The 21635-nt window shown below is 32.4% G+C and carries 21 protein-coding genes and 1 pseudogene; 15 read left to right on the forward strand and 7 right to left on the reverse strand.

The genetic code is table 11. From position 1 onward, the window contains the following. Window positions 1-2: 2 nt before the first annotated feature. Window positions 3-1667, reverse strand: coding sequence for an Rqc2 family fibronectin-binding protein (locus FC97_RS07900; protein WP_054642206.1), 1665 nt, complete (start codon window positions 1665-1667; stop codon window positions 3-5). Window positions 1668-1802: 135 nt separating this feature from the next. Here FC97_RS07900 and FC97_RS07905 point away from each other — a divergent pair, with 135 nt between their 5' ends. The 3 genes from FC97_RS07905 to FC97_RS13695 all read left to right on the forward strand — a co-directional run bounded on the left by FC97_RS07905 (window position 1803) and on the right by FC97_RS13695 (window position 4495). Further along, entirely contained in the window at window positions 1803-2669 is an 867-nt protein-coding gene (locus FC97_RS07905) for a DegV family protein (RefSeq protein WP_054642348.1), read from the forward strand. A gap of 130 nt (window positions 2670-2799) precedes the next feature. Beyond that, window positions 2800-4098 (forward strand): CAP domain-containing protein, encoded by a 1299-nt coding sequence (locus tag FC97_RS07910; RefSeq protein WP_054642207.1) that lies wholly within the window; start codon window positions 2800-2802, stop codon window positions 4096-4098. Window positions 4099-4333: 235 nt separating this feature from the next. Beyond that, window positions 4334-4495, forward strand: a complete 162-nt coding sequence (locus FC97_RS13695) for a TetR/AcrR family transcriptional regulator (protein WP_225868667.1) — start codon at window positions 4334-4336, stop codon at window positions 4493-4495. A gap of 573 nt (window positions 4496-5068) precedes the next feature. On the opposite strand, the gene FC97_RS07915 is transcribed toward FC97_RS13695, so the two are convergent. From FC97_RS07915 to FC97_RS13265, 3 genes and pseudogenes are all read right to left on the reverse strand, one after another. Continuing rightward, a complete protein-coding gene (locus FC97_RS07915) occupies window positions 5069-6784 on the reverse strand; it encodes a UvrD-helicase domain-containing protein (RefSeq protein WP_056968049.1) in 1716 nt (571 codons plus the stop codon). Continuing rightward, on the reverse strand, window positions 6774-8498 hold the full coding sequence (locus FC97_RS07920; RefSeq protein WP_054642210.1) for an ATP-dependent nuclease: 1725 nt from the start codon (window positions 8496-8498) through the stop codon (window positions 6774-6776). Before FC97_RS07920 ends, FC97_RS07915 begins: the two co-directional genes overlap by 11 nt. Before the next feature lie 199 nt (window positions 8499-8697). Next, a pseudogene (locus FC97_RS13265) lies at window positions 8698-9254 on the reverse strand (tyrosine-type recombinase/integrase). A gap of 321 nt (window positions 9255-9575) precedes the next feature. On the opposite strand from FC97_RS13265, the gene FC97_RS07925 reads away from it, so the two are divergent. The 8 genes from FC97_RS07925 to FC97_RS07955 all read left to right on the forward strand — a co-directional run bounded on the left by FC97_RS07925 (window position 9576) and on the right by FC97_RS07955 (window position 15474). Next, entirely contained in the window at window positions 9576-9827 is a 252-nt protein-coding gene (locus tag FC97_RS07925) for a hypothetical protein (RefSeq protein ID WP_054642211.1), read from the forward strand. 20 nt (window positions 9828-9847) lie between these two features. Continuing rightward, window positions 9848-10339 carry a hypothetical protein gene (locus FC97_RS07930; RefSeq protein WP_054642212.1) on the forward strand — a complete coding sequence of 164 codons (492 nt, stop codon included), beginning with the start codon at window positions 9848-9850 and terminating at the stop codon, window positions 10337-10339. Window positions 10340-10870: 531 nt separating this feature from the next. Next, entirely contained in the window at window positions 10871-11215 is a 345-nt protein-coding gene (locus tag FC97_RS07935) for a cyclophilin-like fold protein (protein ID WP_054642213.1), read from the forward strand. Window positions 11216-11519: 304 nt separating this feature from the next. Next, window positions 11520-11798 carry an SDR family NAD(P)-dependent oxidoreductase gene (locus FC97_RS07940; protein ID WP_225868668.1) on the forward strand — a complete coding sequence of 93 codons (279 nt, stop codon included), beginning with the start codon at window positions 11520-11522 and terminating at the stop codon, window positions 11796-11798. Window positions 11799-11820: 22 nt separating this feature from the next. Then, a complete protein-coding gene (locus FC97_RS13700; protein WP_235628559.1) occupies window positions 11821-11961 on the forward strand; it encodes a hypothetical protein in 141 nt (46 codons plus the stop codon). Window positions 11962-12072: 111 nt separating this feature from the next. Further along, window positions 12073-12309 carry an NAD(P)H-binding protein gene (locus tag FC97_RS13705; protein ID WP_234030744.1) on the forward strand — a complete coding sequence of 79 codons (237 nt, stop codon included), beginning with the start codon at window positions 12073-12075 and terminating at the stop codon, window positions 12307-12309. A gap of 421 nt (window positions 12310-12730) precedes the next feature. Continuing rightward, window positions 12731-13987 (forward strand): hypothetical protein, encoded by a 1257-nt coding sequence (locus tag FC97_RS07950; RefSeq protein ID WP_054642215.1) that lies wholly within the window; start codon window positions 12731-12733, stop codon window positions 13985-13987. Between the two features lie 2 nt (window positions 13988-13989). Further along, window positions 13990-15474 (forward strand): phage tail tape measure protein, encoded by a 1485-nt coding sequence (locus FC97_RS07955; protein ID WP_054642216.1) that lies wholly within the window; start codon window positions 13990-13992, stop codon window positions 15472-15474. Window positions 15475-15886: 412 nt separating this feature from the next. Here FC97_RS07955 and FC97_RS07960 read toward each other — a convergent pair whose 3' ends face one another. The 3 genes from FC97_RS07960 to FC97_RS07965 form a co-directional block, all read right to left on the reverse strand. Further along, window positions 15887-16474 (reverse strand): site-specific integrase, encoded by a 588-nt coding sequence (locus tag FC97_RS07960; protein ID WP_025085773.1) that lies wholly within the window; start codon window positions 16472-16474, stop codon window positions 15887-15889. Window positions 16475-16910: 436 nt separating this feature from the next. Beyond that, entirely contained in the window at window positions 16911-17204 is a 294-nt protein-coding gene (locus tag FC97_RS13270; protein ID WP_225868691.1) for a type II toxin-antitoxin system Phd/YefM family antitoxin, read from the reverse strand. A 573-nt stretch (window positions 17205-17777) separates the two neighbouring features. Next, complete coding sequence (locus tag FC97_RS07965; protein ID WP_054642217.1) at window positions 17778-18656, reverse strand: LysR family transcriptional regulator; 879 nt, start codon at window positions 18654-18656, stop codon at window positions 17778-17780. 110 nt (window positions 18657-18766) lie between these two features. Between FC97_RS07965 and FC97_RS07970 the strand changes: the two genes are divergently transcribed. The 4 genes from FC97_RS07970 (at window position 18767) to FC97_RS07985 (ending at window position 21625) form a co-directional block, all read left to right on the forward strand. Continuing rightward, entirely contained in the window at window positions 18767-19273 is a 507-nt protein-coding gene (locus FC97_RS07970) for a DapH/DapD/GlmU-related protein (RefSeq protein WP_054642218.1), read from the forward strand. Then, complete coding sequence (locus FC97_RS07975) at window positions 19274-20008, forward strand: SDR family oxidoreductase (RefSeq protein WP_054642219.1); 735 nt, start codon at window positions 19274-19276, stop codon at window positions 20006-20008. 23 nt (window positions 20009-20031) lie between these two features. Beyond that, a complete protein-coding gene (locus tag FC97_RS07980; RefSeq protein WP_054642220.1) occupies window positions 20032-21039 on the forward strand; it encodes an alpha/beta hydrolase in 1008 nt (335 codons plus the stop codon). Between the two features lie 196 nt (window positions 21040-21235). Continuing rightward, window positions 21236-21625 carry a lipocalin-like domain-containing protein gene (locus tag FC97_RS07985; protein ID WP_054642221.1) on the forward strand — a complete coding sequence of 130 codons (390 nt, stop codon included), beginning with the start codon at window positions 21236-21238 and terminating at the stop codon, window positions 21623-21625. The last annotated feature ends 10 nt before the right edge of the window (window positions 21626-21635 follow it).

Raw genomic sequence — 21635 nt, forward strand, 5'->3', positions numbered from 1 at the left:
CTTTATTTAGCCTTTAAATCAGCTACTAATTGACGATCAGGATCAACTAAAATAGTCTTTTGACCTTCAAAAATAACATAACCTGGTTTGGCACCATTAGGTTTACGAATGTTCTTGATTTTGACATAGTCAACTGGGACCTTGCTTGAATCACGAGCCTTAGAATAGTAGGCCGCAATTGTTGCTGCCTCAGTAATTGACTGTTCATCAGGATCACTTGTTTTCAAAATAACATGTGATCCAGGAATATCTTTCACATGGAACCAGTAGTGATTCTTTTGTGATAATTTCATTGTCAATTGATCATTTTCGATATTATTCTTACCAACGACAATATCAATACCTGTTAATGATTGGAAATCTTCACCAACATGCTTCTTACGTTTCTTACGAGCGTTACGACGTTTCTTTTTGATATAGCCTGAATCGATCAATTCATCAACGATACCGTCAACATCCTCAATATCTACATATTCAAGGGATGCCAAAACTGATTCCAAGTAGTTAACTTCATTTGTAGCGATATCTAATTGCTCTTGAACGTGAGGAATCGAATTTTGTAACTTACGATACTTTTTATAGTAATGTTGAGCATTGTCAGAAGGGGAGTATTCGGGATTCAATTTGATTTTTACTTCTTCATTATTATAATAGTTAGTCAAAACAATTGAACTAGAACCACGTTTAACTTGTGACATATAAGTCGTCAACAATTCACCGTAAAGATTATATTTAGCCATCACATCTGTCTGTGACAATTGCTTATTCAATTTTTTAATCTTAGATTTATCTTTTTTCAAAATAATATCTAAGCGATGCGTGATACTCTTAGTTTGTTGCTCGATTCGATCAACTCGAGCTTTATCAAGGTAGTAATTATCCAAAAGTTCGCTTAAACTTGCATAAGTATTAACTTCTGTCGTGGTATTGCTAAAACCGATAGGGAAGAAGCCTAATTTATGTTTGTCATTAGAGTTAGCGGTGTTAGGGGCCAAATGATTTTCATACAAATCCATGAAATCATCTAAAGTTTTACCAGCTGCTATAAATTTTTCCAATTCGTGCGATGTATCTAAACCAATACCCTCGTATTTTTGACGAATATCGGCTGCTGATAAATCTTGAAGATTTTCATTTTTCGTTGAAAATGGATTGATTTTATTCTGTGCAGGCGGTAACTTATAATCGTCCCCGGGAAGGAGTCCACGGAAACTATTATTCTCTGGGGAAACACGTTTAATTAGGTCAATGATCTTTCCATTCTCTTTATTTACAAGAAAAATATTACTGTGTCGACTCATGATTTCAGTAATTAACCGATATTCGTGAATATCACCCAATTCATTTTTAGCACTTAAATCTACGATTACGATACGATCATTATTCAATTGCTTGAAGTCTTGAACAATAGCACTAGTGATATACTTTCTTAGCGACATAACAAAAGTCGAAGGTTTAGCGGGATTAGCAAATGGCTGATCCGTAATTTGAACTCTCGCATATGAGGGATGAGCTGATAATAATAATTGTTGATTCTTACGGTTACTTCTAATTGTAAGAATCAATTCGTTAGCGAACGGTTGTTGAATTTTAGCAATTCTGCCGCCACGAAGGTTCTGATTCAATTCGTTTACCATCACATGGGTAAACATTCCGTCAAAGGACATATTTGACTTCCTTTCTATATTGCATGATAAATTCTGAAACTTTTGCAGTGTAACAAATATAAACCCGATTGAATATGATATAATTTAATGGTTATACAATCATTATACGTAACCAAACAAGGAATTGATAAATTTATGAAAATAGCCATTGTAACAGATAGTACATCTTATTTGCCACAAGAAACAGTCGATAAATATAATATAACAGTTGTGCCAATAGAGGTAGTATTTAATACCAAAACATATCGTGAGGATATTGATATTACTACATCTCAATTCTACAAACTCTTACATGAATCACCAGAATTACCCTCAACGGCTCAACCTTCAATTGGTGAAATGATGAACGTGTACGACAAGCTGGCTAAAGAAGGCTATGATACCGTAATTTCAATTCATTTGGCAAGCACTATTTCTGGGTTTGTAAATAACCTTAAGAGTGCTGCTCAGACAATTGATGATATCAATGTCGTTGTTTATGATTCACATATCACTGTACGCCTAATGGGCTACTTAGCTCAAGAGGCAGCTAAGATGGCTCAAGAAGATAAACCACTTAATGAGATTCTTGAACGTCTAGATGATTTAAGAAGTTCTATTGGTGAATCTTTTGTGGTAAATGATTTAAAGAACTTAGTTAAAGGTGGAAGATTATCAAATACTTCTGCTGTTATTGGAACCATGTTAAATATTAAACCATTACTAGAATTTGATGATGATTCTCACAAAATTGTTGCTTATGATAAAGTCCGTTCCATGAAAAAAGCCAAGCTAAAAGCTGAAGAAAAATTAGCTACAGCCATGGAGGAAGCTCCATATCCATTGCGTTTATTAGTAATCGACGCTGACGATAAGAGTGACGGAGATCAGTGGGCAAGTGAATTACATGAAAAATACCCTGATATTACACTAGATCGTTCATACTTTGGACCTGTCATCGGTGCTCATTTAGGTAAAGATGCATTGGCCATTGCTTGGATCAAGGATTTTGATAAAGCATAACTAAAAGCCATATGGCTTTTTTATTTTACTGAAATAATATAAAATATTTATTATAAATAATGCTTTATAAATGTTTTCATTGAGTTAAAATGAGTGTAACCATTATTTTCACAAGGAAAAGGGGAGTATCATGTTTTCTAAAACAAAGAGAGCAGCTATTTTAGTAGCCGCAAGTGCACTGCTTGCAACTAGTCTGGGAGGGAATATTGTTTATGCTGACACAACTTCAACTGATGCCAGCAATAATACTTCTGTAACAAACACTACTGCAACTAGCGGTGACACCACAACTACTGATACCGGTACGAGTATATCAACTGCTACAAATAACAATAGTGATACAAACAATCAAGTTGTTAATCCGGCAACTAAGACACCATCTAATGATACAACAAACGTGACTAACAGTGACACCACAAACGCTTCTACATCGACTGCAAAAACACAGTCGACTTACAATAGTATTGATATTGTTGCTGTTAAGACTGCCATGTTGAATGAGTTAAATCGTCTACGTGCACAAAATGGTCTATCAGCTTTAAGTCCTGTAACGGCATTGAATAATTATGCTCAATCAAGGACTGATGGTTTCACAAGTACAGGGGTGGATAATCATGCCGGCTGGAATTCAGCTAACATGTATCCATATTACTTGGATGCTGAAGAGAATATTGCTCAAATGCCATATTCAATGTTAGGTACAACCGATCCAACAACTATTGCTCAAAAGATTACACATGAGTTTTATAGTGAAATGTACGACCCCGAACCTAACTACGGACACAGAAAGAACATGCTAAATCCATATATCAATTATGTTGGTATCGGTGTAAGTATTGGTTCTGATGGTATGGTTTATTTCTCTCAAGAAATGGGTAATGATCAAGCAGCCCACAGTAAGTACGATGCTTCAGACATTTATTCATACTATTTAACTAACGAAAATGATTATTCCAACGTTTCTAAGTATGATATTGCTGATACTGGTCGTACAAATGCCGATTATGCCAGTCGCGATAATTATGCCGTAGCTGATATAAGAGGTGGTGTAACTACTAAGAATAAGATGACACCTATTTATGACCGTAATGGTAATAAACGTGTTGATCTCGTCTTAGGACCTGATACTTCATGGGCTTCAGATATTATTGCAATTATTGATGGTAACTTCTTCTATCATGTATGTACCAACGGTTTCGTTGCTGCCGACGATGCTCTACCATGGGCTAAGTTCTTATCAGGAACAACTGTCACAGCTACAACTACAGCTAAAGTTTACAACGACAGTGGTAACTATGCTGGATACACTGTAAGTCGAGGATCTTCATGGATTGTTGATCGTCGAGCTGTTAACCCTACAACTAATGTTAAAATGTATCGTATCGGTACTAACGCTTGGATTCAACAAAATCAATTATCATTAAATTAACAATTATAAATAGACAGCTAGAACTTAAATGTTCCAGCTGTCTATTTTTTTACCCAAAATCAATATTAGTTAAACATGAGTACAATAAATACCATCTTTTCTAAAGAATATGATATTCTGATTCATTCAACACACTTTAGCCATCAGAAATTAATAAAACGTATATAATAGTAATTTGTAAAAGATAAAATATTCCGTATTGGATTTTTGAGATAATTAACAAGTGGGGGATTAAATGAAATTAACTGGTTATGAAGATCTACGTGTTCAAAGAACAATTTCAAACATATATAAAGTATTTGAAAAATTGATTTGTGAAAAAGAATATCAGAAAATCACTGTCAAGGAATTAGCGGAGTTAGCACAAGTCAATAAAGAAACATTCTATAGATACTAACCCAACGTGCTTGATGATTTGCCAATTGAAATGCAAGCCCAGCTAAAGAATACTTAAAGAGATTAAAAGTTTTCAATACCCAAGAGACCTAGCTAAAAGTGTCCGTGCTTTCTTTACATATTCAACTAAACAGGGAGAAGCCTACGATAAAATCACTTCCAGCTCTGTGGGTGGATATGTAGGCATTCGTAAACAGATGATCGACAATGTAATGAATCCAACTTGGGGACAATCAAATTTAATCCTTAATTTGATTGTCTGCAAATTGTAAAAATTTCCGGTAGTTCTATGGTTCTTCTTCCAATTCAAAATATGATTAGTTTTATTATAGATTTTCTGATAGGAATAAAATCTGATTCAGAATCCGGATGAACTTCCATAATGCTATGACTTTCTACATCGGATTTTATTAGACAGGATGCATGGTTCAGTAAGCTAAGGGATACTTGTTGATTAAATGATTTTGATTCATTTTTAAAATGTAAGTTATATCTTCCTTCAGTACGGAGTGAGCTTCGCTTAATCATGTTTTATTTGGGAAATTCAATTACATAGATATGGGTAAAATCAGTCCTATTTTATTTCTTTTATTTCAATAAAAGGTAATTTTGCAATTGGACTGATTGAAGCTTGATTATATCTGCATCCCTCCCAATGCATATCACTGTATGATACTATAAATTCTTTTTTTGACCTAGAAAACGCAACATAAAACTTATTTATAAAATCTTGAATATCTTTTTTATTTTCAGTATTTGGAACTAACTTAGAGTTTTTATTAATATTCCCAATTGCTTTAATCTCAAAGTAATTTGGTAATTCGTTATATTCAAAATTTGCAAGAATAACATAATCCCATTCGAGACCTTTTGCTCCATGTATTGTACTTAATATAATATTATGTTTAACATCAACAAGATTTTGTCTTAAAGAATATGAGGAAAGAATAGTAGAAATGAATTCAGATCGATTATCCCTCGAATATTCTTTTATACTTTTTTTTATTAAGGCTTTAAGTAAAAGAAGAAGGGATTGTTTATAATCAGTTTTAGAAGTACTCTTCTCGACTTTTTTAATATAATTTGTGACTTCTTTATTAGTAATTGGATGGGATCTGTACATTTCAAAATATATTTTTAATGCTATATCATGAAAATCGATGACCGATTGGTCATCATCCCTAAATAGAGCATTAAATGGGGTAATCTCTTCGTTTAATAAATACTTAACTAAGCATTTAGTCGTTTTGGAATTATTTGAGAACAATACCGCACACTTATAGGTAGAGTGTTTCTTTATAAATTCGGATATTTTTAGTGCTTCATCTGATAAATCTTTTCCATGTATTGTATTAAGTGAAACTCTTGTATAGCCTTCAGTATTTAAAGTCTCCTTATATCTTCTAAGTTGACAATCTAATAATTGCATTTCAATATTATTCTTAAATCTATAATTATTTTGTAACGTTAAGTATTTAACATTAGAATCTTCAGAATATTTATCAATTAAAGAGGGAATTGCACCCAAGAATTGATATATTTGTTGCATATCATCTCCAAAAGCAACAAATCTAGTATTTTTTCCCGTAAGCAATTTTATGAGTGTGAGTCCTAGAATATTTGTATCCTGAAACTCATCAATGCAAATTGCAGTAAAGTACTTTTGATAAAATTCACATATTTGATTATTATCTATTAATAACTCTAAAGTTAAAGTAATAATCGAATTATAGGGTAACTTGTTTTGCGTTAAAAAATAGGTACGTGTTATATTATTATAATTTTTGATTTTTTTTATCAATCCATTTGAACTAATTGAAGCAGCTTTTATTGAGGTATCCAAATCAATAATAACTTTTCTTTCCCCTTTAGGAAGTAAAGATAAAGTCTTCTTATCTGAAGAATCCATGTTTTGATATACTTTTTTAACATCTAGTCCAACAAGAAAACCATACTTAGAGAGGATGGTTCTACATAAGCCATGGAAATTTGTTGCCTTGATAACTCTTAAAAGTCTTTTATCATTGTCTTTAATAAATGAAGATTCGATACTCTCTTTCATTCTATTAGCTGCACTTACACTAAAGGAAAGACAAAGAACTTTCTTATAATTAGTTATAACTCCAGTAATAATCCAGTATTTGATCATATTAATCATTGTAAATGTTTTGCCAAATCCAGCAGGGGCCTCAACTACTATTTTTTTTGAATCATTTCGTATTACCTCTAATTGACTTGAATCATTTTTTGCCAAATTCAGAACATTGTTAATCGTTTTTTCATTTTTCATCGATTACTCCTTCGATTGCATTCCTGTAAATATCAGGAACATTTTTAATATTATTAGCAATTAATTGACCATTTATTATTGATTTCTTCTTTAAGTAATTTTTGATTATTTTTTTCTCTATTTGAGATTTAATATTCTTTTTTTCATTAGTGTTCTTTGATTTCAAAATGTTACTGATTTCGGTTACTTTATTCTTGGATTGTAATATTCGATCTTTATCACCTGTTAAAAATTCAAACCAAAAACTTCCCGTGTAAGTAGTATTACCCTGAATAATAGTTTCAAAATCATTTAAGTATTGATTGATTTCAATTAATGTCATTACAGAGAAACACTCATACTCGAAATCCTCTTTATCAGTGACAAATGTATTATCGGGCCACTCTCGATGCTTATTATCATTGTCTGCGACTAAAATAGTTTTAATATGCAAAGCATTAAATAAACGATTTAAAGGTTTAATACTTTGAAAGCCATCAGATTTAACAATATTTATATTATAATCTATTATTGATTTTCCAAGAGTATCTGAAAAAATAGGAAAGGCAGACAATTCGGAATCTCCTTCGACGATAATTACGGCATCAGCAAATAATGCATTTGTAACATATGGAAATTGTCTTTTTAATTGTTTGTTTAGCGATTGGTCAAATGAGAGGTCTCTCCCAGATACGACCTTTACTTTTCCATTATCGGTATAAAAACGTTCTATTTGATGATAATTTGTGGAAAGAATATTTGGTGAATGAGTAACGGAGAATAGTTGTCCTTTAATAAAATCTATCTGAAATAGTTCTTTTAATAACGAATTAAAAGAATCGTCTTTCCCGCTCAAAAGATTTCTCAGATATTTCATAAGTTTGAGTTGAAGATTTGGATGAAGATGTATTTCGGGTTCATCTAAACATAAAACTATTTGTAAATACTTTTTGCCACTAGTGTTTATTAATAAATGTTCATCTAATTGATTATACTTGGACCAATTAATAATGGTATCAATTATTTTTAGTGGGATTAAACTACTAAACTGCACTCCGTATCCAAGTCGTGAAAATTCTATACCTTTATTATCTGTTAAAGATAGTGAGCGAGTAATAAGATCAGCATAATTGACTTCAAAACCTACTGATATATTTCTTTGGTTAAAAGATTGCAGTTTGTTAAGGTTACTGTTTATAAAATCAACTAGTCGTACATCAAAATCATTTTTTGGCTCATTATCCGTGTTGTGCTGTTCAATATATTTTTTTACTAGTTGTGGAATTAATTTGTAATTACCGAAGTTCATTGTCAAATCATTATCTTTGATAGGACGAATATTTGAAGTGTATCCAATAAAATTAGATTTTTTAATTTGAGAGGTAAGTATTTCGGACGAATTTTCATCGTCGACAATTGTAATTCGCTCTATTGGAGAGTTTTGTTGGAATTTCAATTCAATCTCATTCTTGTCATTTGTTGAGAAATTGTCCCCAAAAATTCCAATTTCATCATCTGTTATTTTTAGCACCAAACGTATAATAATAGGCTTACTTAAATCTAAAAAATCATCTTTATCAAAATCTTTTCCCCGCATTATAGTGGATAAAAGATTTAGAACACTTGTTTTTCCGATATTATTTTTACCGACTAAGTAATTACTTTCCTCATTGAAAGAAATTTGTATGTCATTTAAAGTCCGATAATTAAATATAGTTATTTTTTTTATAATCATTTTTATTTTCCTTATTTTCGTAGTTTTTATTTATAAATAAAGCTATGTGGTTTTAAATATTGTTCTCTAGGCTCTTCCGGGCGATTAAATATAAAATCGGAAGCAAATCATTAATTAGTCTAATATGTAATTTTTTTCTAGTTCATTGATAGTTTTAATTATACTAGTATTTTGAGTAGTTAATAATAATCAGTCTATATTAGTTTTGAAATGTTAGAACAATCTGATCAAGCATAGCTTCAAAAGACTCTTGATTGAGTCCCAAATAAGCAAGTGTCATTTGTTGGCCACTATGACTCAACAACCGCATCCTAAGCCGATATTATAATTTAATTGAATATAACACCTGTCTTTCTCACCGTGTGCGTACCAAGGTATTTAATATTCAATAAGTCATCATTTTAACCATTATTTTATAAAACTATTTCTCAGTTATATGTCGATCAGGTCTTTTCATCGAAGGAAAGAGCCATTTTTGGTAAATTAATAGATTACGAGTAATTGGTTACAAATACAATGTGTTGGCTTACCAGTCTTCTTATCATGAATATGAGCTTTTTTCTTCAATTCGTCATAATTATAGAAAACGTCACTATACTTCAATGACAAAACATCTGATACACGGAATAGGGTAGCTTTCCCAGCTTGAAGGGTCGTATAGGTCGTATAGTTTCTACAACCGTATTTAAAATTGTGTAATAAGGTGTCCTGAACTTCATTCAAAATATTACTGTTCTTGATTAGTTTATACCCTATTTTAAAAATAAATTTCGTTTATCTAGACTTTCCTAAAAAAGGGCATAATGTTACCTTCGTATTTTTATGAAGATCACATTATACCTTAGTTAATTATACAAAAATTAGTTTATTCCTTGAACGGTCTAGGTAAATATTTAAAAAATCATCAATAAACAAAGGAGTGATCAATTTTTAAACATTTAAAACTACGAATGACAAAAAATTGGAATTAGTGTAACCAGAATAATAAACTTAGTTATTCTCATTAAAAAGGTAAACTTAGGTCACTACATTAAGAACATTTATTTAAGAGATGACAAGGATGAGTAATCGACATGATTGGTAGACACACCACGCCGAATCACTAATGTGATCAGTAATCACAAGATTTTTTGGTTGAAATTGTTCTCAGATTTGGTATTCATTATCGCAAACCACTATTTGATCAGTGATTTACGTAAGTATAATGTCTTTCTAAATATTGGAAGATTTGTTTTAGCCTTTCCGTTGGTTTTTGATATCTTGAATAACTTTGTATTATATTTTGATTTACATGGAAATTGTCCAACACCTGACACTTTTTTACAATAGTTTTAGTTGCGGATGTAGCATTGCCGTTTTCAACAATTCATTATCATGTATATTCTGTTACAGGTATTCATGATTATCTGTGGTTAAGAGTAGTTCATTTTGATTGGGAACATATTTTAACAACTAATCTGTATCTGATTAGTTCCGCAGTAAAACTAGCATTGTTGGTTCCGACATTGTTTATTAAAAATAATCTTTGGCAGACGATTATTATTACCGTAGTAGTTCTAATAAAATCTACCATTCTGACATCGAAATGGCATAACTTTGACCCTGAATTCAAGCAGCGAAAGATACCATTTGAAATTAGGGATGCCTTGCAGGAGCGTTATAGTACTTTTACCATTCTCGGTAAGGCCGTTGCAACGATTGTTGAACATATCAAAGGAAAAAACTATTTGAAACTGATCAGTTTTCGTGGATTTCACATAACTTTTTTACCGCCATTGAGCTTGGAAATTTTCCTTTCAGTCAATTTATTCAGAACTGATAGCTTATATATGAAAATTTGATTTGTAGCAAGTCTGTTTCTAACGACTGCTTTAATCTTTATTCTAAAATCCTTCTTTATCTTAACTAAAAATGAACGTCGTGATTTTATTTTGGGAACCGTTTTAATGTTGGAATTGTTTTAATTCGTTGATTTCAGTTCATTAATTGCGATGACCGTCAGTGACCTATATTGAGTTGGTAGTGTTGCATGAAAGGGCTTTGATTATTCGAAATCAAGCAATGTGAGGTGATTATTCATACTAGTGAGCCTGTTGGCGTTTAATAATAAAAAGGGAATCCTAATAATTGAAGTGAATTTCATGATTCTATGATTTCCGTAATAACTACGTAATTAGTCATTATGCGGGACTAGTTCCACCAGACAGGCCACAACCTATACACTCACGGTAAACGCATTGAATAGTGCTACACAATTAAACAATGGAATTAAGCATTGGGGTTCAGTCATATTTCCATTACCGCAGGTACACCGATTTGGGAAGAACAAGTATCAGATACAGAATACAATCAACTCTTAAAGGAGCAAGATAATGTCTAAAGTAACAATCTCTATAGACGAAAATAAATTAGAAGCCGATTTTAACAATAGTAATACCGCAAAAGCTTTACTTGAAAAGTTTCCATTAAAGCTAGCTATGATAAATCTCTATTCACGAGAAATGACATATCATTTTTCCAAATTCATACCAGCAAAAAAAGTTAAAACCAGTGGTTACGAAGTTGGTGATGTTGGTTATTGGAAATCTCGTCATAGTTTTGTGATTTTTTACAAGCAAACCGGTGAAGTAATTGGTGATTTACAGATAGTGGGTCACATAAATTCAGACACGTCTTTATTAAATGCCGTCGGCGATACGGAGGTTACATTCGATTAATTCAAACGGGAAATAAAATTTATGAACGATTTTAATGGAAAAGCAGTTATCATAACAAGAGCTAGAACAGGAATTGGATTGAGTGCCGCAACATTTGTTTGCTAAAGCTGAAGCGAATAATTTAGTACAACAGGGATATAAAGCTGCATTTTTTGAAGCAGATGTTAAAGCTATGGTAGATTTTACTGTTTAAAGGGAATCTTTCTCTCAATGAACTATGAATTAAAACAATGAGTAAACAAAAGACACTAGGATCAATTGTTAATTGTTCTTCAATGGAGAATTGCTGGACATGCGGCCTACCATGCTTCAAAGCCTAACAAAGAGTAGCACCCTTGAATATGCCAAAGATGGTATCAGAATTAATGCTGTTTGTCCTGGCATCATTGAAACAACAATGGTTACACGAATGGATAAGATAGAGAGATCTGAAATGGATGATTTGATAAGAGAAATTCCAATCGGTCGGCTTGCAGATCCTGAGGAGGTTGTAAATATTGTATTATTTCTTTATAGTGACGCTGCTAGCTATATAATAGTAAGACAAGCAATTCTTGTTGATGGTGGTTACACAATACATTAATGATATGAAAAAGATATTAATATTGGAAGCAAATGAAAAAATTGCTCGAATTGTTGAACAAAGATTATTAAATAATAAGGACTTTGACTTAACTTTACTATTGAGAAATTCTACTAGATTGAAGTGGTTGGAATCCGCCGATAATATGACCAATCATAGATAGAAGTGTTGGTGATACAAGACTTCTGTAATCTCTAATGAAAGAGATGAATATTGTCTATGCTAATCTTAATAGTAGTATGGGGAGCAATGGGTAAAGAATATCGTCGAATTAATGAAAGTTTCAGATGTAAAAGATTTAATCTGGATAACTGGATTCGGCCTTTACCATAAAGTTCTTGACCCATTTGGAACATGGGTTGAAAATTACGTTGGTCATAAATCTAAAGAAGATACTAGAAGAGCAGCTAGAATCATCGAAAGTAGTGATTTAAACTATACGATTATTCATGCAGCTTATATGACAAATGACGGAGAAATTGATTATGAGTTAACCAAAAAAGGTGATTAAATTAAAGGAACGATGATTTCTAGAGCAAGTATTGTCAATATTTGTTATAAAAATTATAAAAAATCCAAAGAAAAATACTCTAATGAAAGTTTTGGAATCAGTAAACCTAGAGCAGATGATATGTTAAATAAAATCAGAGAACTGGAACACGATATTTAAAAAGAGATTCGATAAGCAGAATAACTTATCGAATCTCTTTTACTTTTAGAAGGTTTGAAAATTGAAAATCCAAAGATTACCTTCAATCTTTGAATAATTTTGCAGCTTGATAAAATATGTCCTTTTTATATTAGTAGCATCTGAAACATATGTTTAAGTTATTAGGGTTCCCTGGAAAGAAGGAGTTGTTATAATTCATTATTCAAAAAATCCCTTTAAAGGGATATAATTCAACTTATAAAGCGAATGGAGTACGACAGTTATGAATAATGATTGGGACTTACTATTACAGGACCAAAATAAGACAAATTCAGAACAAGAAGAAAACTCTAATTACCAAAAACACTTAATGTACAATCAAGAATTACTAAAACTTGAGCAAAAAAGAATCTCACAGGATTATCAACATAGTTTTGAGGGTCTTCAACAAGCAATTGCTGATCGGAACGATTTAGCATCAAATGCTTATAAATTAGGTAAAACTGCCGGTAATATGGAACAGCTCGTTCAGAAGTATTCGGGTGAATTTGATAGTGCAACGGGGCTTGAGAAAAAGGATTTTGTATTTTTATTTTTAGCCACGTCTTTACAGGTAATCAGACAATATTTGCTGACAGGAAATGTAGAGTGGGATAAAGCCAGTCGTCCTAATGACAAACAGGCAGCCGGCAATCATTCCTATAATCGAGACTTACGAGGTGAAGGTTATTACAAAACAACCGTTTCTGAAATTCTTTCCAACCCAGTACCGTTCGATACGCAGAACAATTCTGCAAGTTTTGGAATCAACATGGGTGGCGGTAAGGGACACCGATATCATACATTAGGTCACGATCCGATTTTCGGCTGGATATTTGGAACTGCGAATATTGCCACAAGAACGATAACACTTTCGAATTTCGTTGAATCGTATCATATCAAATATGGTGTATTTGGTAATGGATTAAGACAGAATGACTATTTCAGTAACAGGGCAGATACGAGTAAAGTTTTGAAATATGGACTGGTAGAACCGTTTGAACATATAAGTAATGGGATTTTAGGAGCATCTCTTTTTATGGAAGCTAAACATCTACGAAGTGACGTGTATTCTAAACAATCATTATCTATACCATTTTTGTCTGAGATTAATCCACAATTTGCAGAAAAAGCTGGCGACTATGGAATTGATTTTGCCAACTTCTTATCAGTATCAAAACAAGCAACTTATTCGTTAGTCATTAACTATATAATTGCATTTATACATAGGTTAATGTTCAATCCAGACAAAGATATCAGTGAAGAGTTGTATAAGGTAAGAACCCAAAAGATCATTTCTTATTCTAATATCATAGCAAGTACGAGCAATGTTCTGTTTGTAGCAATATCTTCATTCTGTGGGGTAAACAATATAAAGGATCTGGACATAGGTGGGTTAATTGTAACCATTGGGACTGTATTACGGAATTCTAAAGTACAGGAAGATATTTATCAGGAATTTATGCAAAATAAATTATATAAAGAAATTATGGGGTATTAATAATGGGATTTTTTTTCAATAAAAATAAGAAAAAATACAATCAAGGTTTAAAAGATGGTGCAAAGCCATTTGAAGATAAATTTAATAATCTGGGAAACGAAATATCCGAGAATTCCAAACAAATATCACAGAAAATGAATCAGGTTGATAACAATGTTCAAAGAGCTGATGCAGTTTCTCAAGCGAATGCCATGAATATTGCAGCAATAAATGAAAACTTTGAATCTACCAACAAAAATATCCAACGAACTGGAAAAAATGTAGTAACAATTATACAAAATCTATCAGATGCTCAAAAAAAAGAACTTTTTCAATTGGACTCTCAATATAGTGTTCTCAAGCTTTCTACAACTGAACGTCAATTTCTAATTGGATATTTATTTACGTATAGCCAAGAGTTTGACCTCAATGGGCTTCAGAAGAAATATGTAAGCGATTTGATGAAATACTTACAGGTGTCAGAACCACAAATTGGTGTAAAACTCGATTCCATTGACAATATTGAAAGTTTGACAACTCAAAAAATAATTTTGGAAATTGTTATGGAGTATTGTTACTTAAATAATTTTGAACTTCCAAATGAAGAGGTTTTTGATTTGTTTAGTATAACCAAAAGAAATAAAGCTGAATTAAGCGAAGATTTACAGAGAATGGTGGAAACCATTGGAGTAGAGGGGCTTGCAGAACGTTACGAATTCCAACAGAGCCAACTATTAGATGAAAAAATAAGTCAAATGAATCAAAAGAATCAAGAAGAACAAGCAAGAATAGAGGAACAAAAGAGAGACCTTGATAAAAAGCTGGCACAGCAACAATTAGAAGATGAAGAAAGAAGAAAACAAAGGGAAATAGAAAGCAAACAGGAGTTTGATCAGATCAAAAAGATGCTACTCGCAAAGGTTAGCGGATATACCGATTCATATTTTAACCCATCAAAGTCGAGTAGGGTTTATGCTGGTATAACTACAGAAGATACTTCGATGATTGAATACCGTTTTAAAAATAATGATTATAAAGAATTTACTTTTGACGAAGGTGATTCTCCGTCTAATTTTATTTGGGGAGTATATGGGGATTTCCTAATTTATGCAGATAGCAAAATATATTGGAACGAAACTATTGGAACGCATGATGAAAGGGTATTGAAGCAAATTAAGGAACGTGAAGGAAGTAAGGAGATTGTAATCACCGGAAAGACTCATCAGGAAAATAATTATGGAGAAACTTTATCAGGGCAAGATTTAATTGATTTGATTAATGATAGAGACAAGAAAAATGAGTATTATGAAGATGATTCGGAGGAATCATCTGGATATTTAATCACCACATTACAATCGGGCAATTATATTACAATTTCTTCCGATTATAGTAACATTCATGAAAGTATTTTCGGTAAATATACATTTGAAGAAAAATCAACAGAAGTTGCTCGAGTATTGATGGATATCGGGAAATCAATTAATAACTATTATGGTAATAAACATTAGTATAAATAAGACTAAAGAATGTATAATCAACAATAAAGTACAGATATCTCCATCTTTAAGAGTGTGGAGGTCAAAAATTGGGATGGATTAACGAAAGCGGTAACTCAAACTATACTATTATTCCATACTATCTATATGACAAGCTTAATAGACGACAAGTACCTGTAACATGCTTTTTACATGATAGGAAATTATAATTATTAATGATATTCTATTTCTTATGAATAATTAAATTAACCAATAATCTGCAATCAGCACCTTAACTTTCAATAGAGCCCCCACAAGCCAGTGTAATTTAGCCTGTGAGGGCTCTATTTTTTTACTTAAACGAAGTAACTAAGTGTATTTATTCAGAAAAAAGCTGCCCTATATACGAGGAAAATAAATTCTTTCCAAATTTAATCAAACATAATTATCCGAAATCAATCTGATCAAGCATTGCTTCACGTGATTCTTGATCAAGTCCCAAATATGCCAAGGTCATCTGCTGGCTACTATGGTTCAATAGTCTCATCACTAAACCAATATTGTAATTAGATTGAACATAAACACGATAAGCACCAGTCTTTCTCATCGTATGTGTACCGAGATAATTAATATTCAATAAATCACCAGTCTTTGCCATCACTTTATAAAACTGTTTTTCAGTTATATGTCGTTCCGGTCGTTGCATTGACGGGAACAGCCATTCAGAATTTACTTTATTTTCTAACAACCATTTCTGATAAATTAATAAATCACGAGTAATAGGTTTCAAATATAAGGTATTGGGTTTTCCAGTTTTTTTATCGTGAATAAAGGCCGTTTTCTTTAACTCATCATACTTGTCAAAAACATCGTCGTACTTCAGAGCCAAAACGTCAGAGACTCGGAGTAGGGTAGCTTTGCCAGTTTGAAAGATCGTATAATTTCTGCGTCCATATTTAAAATTTCGTAATAAGGTATCTTGAACTTCACTTAAAATGTTGCTGTCTTTAATTGGTAAAACTAATTGCTTCATCATTTCTCCATTCAAAACAATTGATAGTGGTTTTAGAAGTCAATCGCTTAAAATACCGGTTTAATAGGCTTCTCTATCATAGGGGGGTATTATTTAGCATATTTAATAAATAACCCCTAGGTATTAATTGTAATTTTTTCAGCTTGCTACGTCAATGTTTTACAGGGGTTATTTCTTACAAATAGCCCCTGTTTTTGTCAGAAAAAGGTGATTTTAGTGAATCTTAATTCTACGGTCCAGTTCATTCTTTTAATGACCAACTATACATTCTTGTTTCGTAGAACGCGTCTGTCAGCATCGATAATTTTGAACAATAAAAAAGACCCATCAGGGTCTTCAGAACTAATAATGATAACGACACTGGATAATAATAATAGAATCTTTCGTTACAGTATAAACAATATTATCGATTATTTTATTTAAAGCTTTTAGAGCTTTACGATCTTGCTTTTACCGATACTGATAATTCGAAAGGGCGTTTTATAGTGAGACTTACTCGATTAATTTTCATGGGAGAGTTTATCCCATTCTTTTTTGAAAGCGTCTTTAAGTCATCTCTTCCGAGTTGATCTAAAGATTCATTTAAGTTTTTCCTATTCGACTCAGTGCCAAACAAATATATTGTTTCCTTCCAAGATTCATACTCTTTTTCCGACATAATTACTACATTTCGATTTCTGGGTTTAGTAATAATTACATGATCATCATAATCTACTACATCATCAGTTATTTTTTTAAATTTTTTCTTGCTTCTGAAATATTAGTTACAGTAATTGCCATTATATAAGCTCCTTTTCACGAAATAATATAATATTCTTCATAAGAAGTGTGCAATATTTAGTACACATAGTCAAAATATAGTATTTATAAAAAAGGCCACCCTAAAAATCATTAAAGGATAGTCTTCAAAGCTATATTTATTTAAACTGTCTCTTTTTCTAATATGGATATAGAAAAGAAGAAACATATTAACAAAGAGCTTTTCATGCTTCAAGCATATTATTTATGTAAAGTAAATCCCACTTAGGGTTAGGCAATTGCTTCATTAAGTAAGGATGCTTATTTTAAATTAAACTGTCACATTTATTTCTTTTAGTCTTTAAAGTTGAACAAAACTCGTTTGTATATCTTAAACTTTAACGGACTTGTAATCTTAACAGATTACAAAAATGATATTCTTTTCTTCCCAAATCTAGGAGAGAAACATATGAGTAAAAGAGGTCTTATGCTCTTAGCACATTGTTATAGTATCACCACTGCATAACAGATCAAATAATTAAGAATAGACAGGATGAATATATCATCATCCATTAAGTGAAGCCCGTAGTCTCTTTACAAACAATTGATCAACTTTCGATAAAACAGTATTCTTCTTCCAAACTACAGTAATAGGTTCAGTTATCTTTGGTTTTAGTGGTCTAAAGGTAAGTACTTTACTATCGTTATCACTTAAAAGGTGATCGAACGTCAACATATATGAATGACTACTTTCCACCAATAGTTCAGCATTAAAAGATAGGGTAAAGGTACCCATAATATTCATCTTAGGGCCAAGATTTCCCCACCAATTATCAAAACTGTTATTTGTCTTTGCCTGTGAAGAAATCAGGATAGGTAATCCCAATAAATCTTTCGGAGTTACAAATTCTTTAGTAGCTAATAGAGCGTCTTGACGCATAATCACACCCCATTGATCTATTTCAGGAATTTGTAAATAATTAAAGTTGCTTAAATCACGTTCTCCCATGAACACAGCGAAGTCCAGCGTACCACTGTTTAATTTACTCTCCATTTCATTGGCATCCCCACTAATTAAATGAACTTTAACATCAGGATAGTCTTGATTAATACTTCCCATAACGTCAATAATTCGTTTCATTCCAACACTTTCACCAGCACCAATTGTTAAATCACCGCCAATCACTTGATCAGTCAAGATATTCGCAGTGGTCTTATCTGCCAAATCAACAATTTCACTAGCTTTCGAACGAAGATATTCGCCTTCAGATGTTAAAGTTATTTGTCTATGTCCGCGGATAAATAATTGAGCACCCAATTCATTTTCTAAATCTGATAATTGTTTAGAAAGTGCCGGTTGGGAGATAAGCAGTTTATCTGCTGCTTTAGTAATATTCTTCTCTTGAACAACAGCCAAGAAATATCGTAAAACTCGTAATTCCATTTATTTTTCCTTCTATAACTTTTATTTATGTTTATCTATATCTTAGAAGTATTTCACATAGATGGCAAATGCTTTTATACTATAGTCATTCAGTTGAAAGGAGCAATTAAATGACATGTCAAACTGACCTGTTTAAGGTTGACCAACGATTAGTTGAACAGAATCAACGTTTACTGCAACATCTAAATACTGGTCGAACTTGTTCCCGCGAAACTAATCAATTGCTAAGTGAGATATTCGGTTATCAATTGGATTCCACTAATGATATTAGATTACCATTTCATACCGATTATGGTCGCAATATAAAGCTTGGAAAAAATATTTTTATTAATTGTGATGTAACCATGATCGATATCGGAACTATCAAAATCGGGGACAATGTAATTATTGGTCCTAATACAACTTTGCTGACAACGGATTACTCTACTAAGTCTGAAAAGAAACCCATCGTAATTGAAAAGGGAGCTAATATTGGTGGACACGTAACTGTTTTACCTGGTGTCACTATTGGTAAAGAAGCTACCGTTATTGCTGGCTCAGTTGTTACCACAGATGTTGCCGCCAATAGTGTTGTCACTGGTAATCCTGCAAAAGTTATAAATAAAGGAGAAAAATAGATGAGTATTGAAAATAAAGTTATTGTTATTACCGGAGCCTCAAGTGGTATAGGAGCTGCCACAACTAGAGAGTTAGCTAAGCATCATGCCAAATTAGTTATTGGCGCCAGAAGATTAGAACGATTAAATGAATTAAAAGCTGAGTTTCCTAATGAGCAGATCATCACTCAAAAGGTAGACGTAACTAACTTTAACGAAGTAGAAGCTTTGATAGATACAACCAATAATGAATTTGGACGTATCGATGTCTTATACAATAATGCTGGAGTAATGCCCGTTAATGCATTAATCAATCGTGCTCGCGACGAATGGCAACAGATTTTAAACGTTAATATCATGGGTGTATTAAATGGGATTGCAGCTGTTCTACCAACTATGGTCAAGCAAAAGTCAGGTCATATTATTGCAACTGATTCCGTAGCTGGACACGTGGTTGTTCCTAATCTAGCCGTCTATAATGGTTCCAAGTTCGCAGTTAGAGCAATTATGGAAGGATTACGTCAAGAACAGCACAACAACAATATTCGAACAATTATAGTTTCACCGGGCTCAGTTTCTACAGAACTATATAAATCAATTAAAAATCCTGACAATCAAAAGGCTGAGATCGAAGTAGAAAAGCAAATTGGCTTGTCAGCTGAAAACATTGCAAAGTCAGTTGCTTTTGCCATTGATTCACCAGACAACATGGACGTAAATGAAGTTATCATTCGTCCCATCAAACAAGACATATAATAGAAGAAAAGAAAAAATAAATTATGAGTAAATTAGCAAATGATACAAGAGTTTTTAAAATAAATCCAGAAATTGAAGTTCAAAATGTTCGTTTTAAAAATCGTTTTGGTTTTATTCTAGCTGGACACCTCTATCTACCATTAAACTTTGATAGTAAGAAGAAGTATCCTGCAATCGTTATCTCAGGACCATTCGGTGCGGTCAAAGAACAATCAAGCGGTCTTTACGCTCAAACATTAGCTGAAAAAGGCTTTGTTACTGTAGCTTTTGATCAATCAACCACTGGAGAAAGTTCTGGTAGTATTAGAAATGTTGCTTCACCAGATATCTTTGTCGAAGATTTCTCTGCCGCTGTTGATTTCATTGGACTTCAAAAATTTGTTGATCGTGAAAGAATCGGTGCTATCGGTATCTGTGGTCTAGGTAGTCACGTTTTAACTGCAGCATCAATTGATGTTCGTATCAAAGCCGTTGCCACGTCAGTTATGTATGATATGTCTGATTCAATGTGGATGGGACTAAATAATTCTAAGACTGAGAAACAACGTGAAATCGAAAAGCAAACTTTGGCAAACCAACGTTGGGAAGATGCTGAAAAAGGTACACCTGCTACCGGATTACACGAATTACCATTTGATGAAAATGACGAACCACTTCAATCAGATACTCTATTCCCAGAAAACTTACCAGCTAATGCTGACTCTGTAACAAAAGAGTTCTTTAATTACTATCGTGGTCGTGCTTTCCATCCCCGTTCAGTTAATTCAGCTTCAGCTTGGACTGCTACAACTCCATGGAGTTATTACAATTTCCATTTGCAAGAACATATTGAAACAATTTCTCCACGTCCAGTCCTTATCGTTACCGGCGAAAAAGCTCATTCACGTTATATGGCCGAAGAATCATATAACCGTTTGAAAGATCCAAAAGAGTTAGTTATTGTTCCAGGTGCTACACATACTGACTTATATGATCAAATGAATTTGATTCCATTTGATAAATTTGCTAGCTTCTTTAAGGAAAATCTTTAATTAGTTATTTCTTTATGTACAAGTAAACTCATAAAAATACTACTATTCTAAATAACCATATTAGAATAGTAGTATTTTTTGTCTTAAGTATTAACTAACGGTTTATACTATGTTAATTATTGGATTCTTCAAATAAATCAAAATCCGACTATACTAGTATTTGTAATCAAGGGGATATGAAAGAAGGGAAATGAGAATGAACAGAAAGTTAAAATACATCATTAGTACTTTACTGGTACTCGGAATTTTACTGATTATCAGTATCAAGTTTGGACCCAAAGATGATATCTCGGCTAGCAATAACAATGTAACTACTACTCAGTTACATAAAATCACTAGCAAAGACGTTGTCGGAACCTGGGTCAATCATCACAACAAGAACCTTCATCAAAAAATTACTTTTACTAAAAATCATAAATGGAAAGAAAATCAACATGGTATCACCAATATTTATTCTGGTACCTGGAAGATAGTCGGTAAACGAACAATTCGGCTTGCACCATATGATGAAAAAATTGTTTTCAATAAACATAACAAGAAACAAATGAACGTCGTTAATTATAATCATATTTTAAACAAAAATTAGGAGGACATTA

Source organism: Companilactobacillus kimchii DSM 13961 = JCM 10707 (assembly GCF_001435445.1).
Lineage (GTDB): Bacteria > Bacillota > Bacilli > Lactobacillales > Lactobacillaceae > Companilactobacillus > Companilactobacillus kimchii.

Bases quoted from the DNA above. Each gene is read 5' to 3' on its own strand.
- FC97_RS13695 (WP_225868667.1), top strand. From the start codon at position 4,334: ATGAAATTAACTGGTTATGAAGATCTACGTGTTCAAAGAACAATTTCA.
- FC97_RS07985 (WP_054642221.1), top strand. From the start codon at position 21,236: ATGAACAGAAAGTTAAAATACATCATTAGTACTTTACTGGTACTCGGA.
- FC97_RS07935 (WP_054642213.1), top strand. From the start codon at position 10,871: ATGTCTAAAGTAACAATCTCTATAGACGAAAATAAATTAGAAGCCGAT.
- FC97_RS13705 (WP_234030744.1), top strand. From the start codon at position 12,073: ATGAAAGTTTCAGATGTAAAAGATTTAATCTGGATAACTGGATTCGGC.
- FC97_RS07940 (WP_225868668.1), top strand. From the start codon at position 11,520: ATGCTTCAAAGCCTAACAAAGAGTAGCACCCTTGAATATGCCAAAGAT.
- FC97_RS07920 (WP_054642210.1), bottom strand. From the start codon at position 8,498: ATGATTATAAAAAAAATAACTATATTTAATTATCGGACTTTAAATGAC.
- FC97_RS07950 (WP_054642215.1), top strand. From the start codon at position 12,731: ATGAATAATGATTGGGACTTACTATTACAGGACCAAAATAAGACAAAT.
- FC97_RS07900 (WP_054642206.1), bottom strand. From the start codon at position 1,667: ATGTCCTTTGACGGAATGTTTACCCATGTGATGGTAAACGAATTGAAT.
- FC97_RS07915 (WP_056968049.1), bottom strand. From the start codon at position 6,784: ATGAAAAATGAAAAAACGATTAACAATGTTCTGAATTTGGCAAAAAAT.
- FC97_RS07975 (WP_054642219.1), top strand. From the start codon at position 19,274: ATGAGTATTGAAAATAAAGTTATTGTTATTACCGGAGCCTCAAGTGGT.
- FC97_RS07960 (WP_025085773.1), bottom strand. From the start codon at position 16,474: ATGAAGCAATTAGTTTTACCAATTAAAGACAGCAACATTTTAAGTGAA.
- FC97_RS07980 (WP_054642220.1), top strand. From the start codon at position 20,032: ATGAGTAAATTAGCAAATGATACAAGAGTTTTTAAAATAAATCCAGAA.
- FC97_RS07965 (WP_054642217.1), bottom strand. From the start codon at position 18,656: ATGGAATTACGAGTTTTACGATATTTCTTGGCTGTTGTTCAAGAGAAG.
- FC97_RS07955 (WP_054642216.1), top strand. From the start codon at position 13,990: ATGGGATTTTTTTTCAATAAAAATAAGAAAAAATACAATCAAGGTTTA.
- FC97_RS07910 (WP_054642207.1), top strand. From the start codon at position 2,800: ATGTTTTCTAAAACAAAGAGAGCAGCTATTTTAGTAGCCGCAAGTGCA.
- FC97_RS07905 (WP_054642348.1), top strand. From the start codon at position 1,803: ATGAAAATAGCCATTGTAACAGATAGTACATCTTATTTGCCACAAGAA.
- FC97_RS07970 (WP_054642218.1), top strand. From the start codon at position 18,767: ATGACATGTCAAACTGACCTGTTTAAGGTTGACCAACGATTAGTTGAA.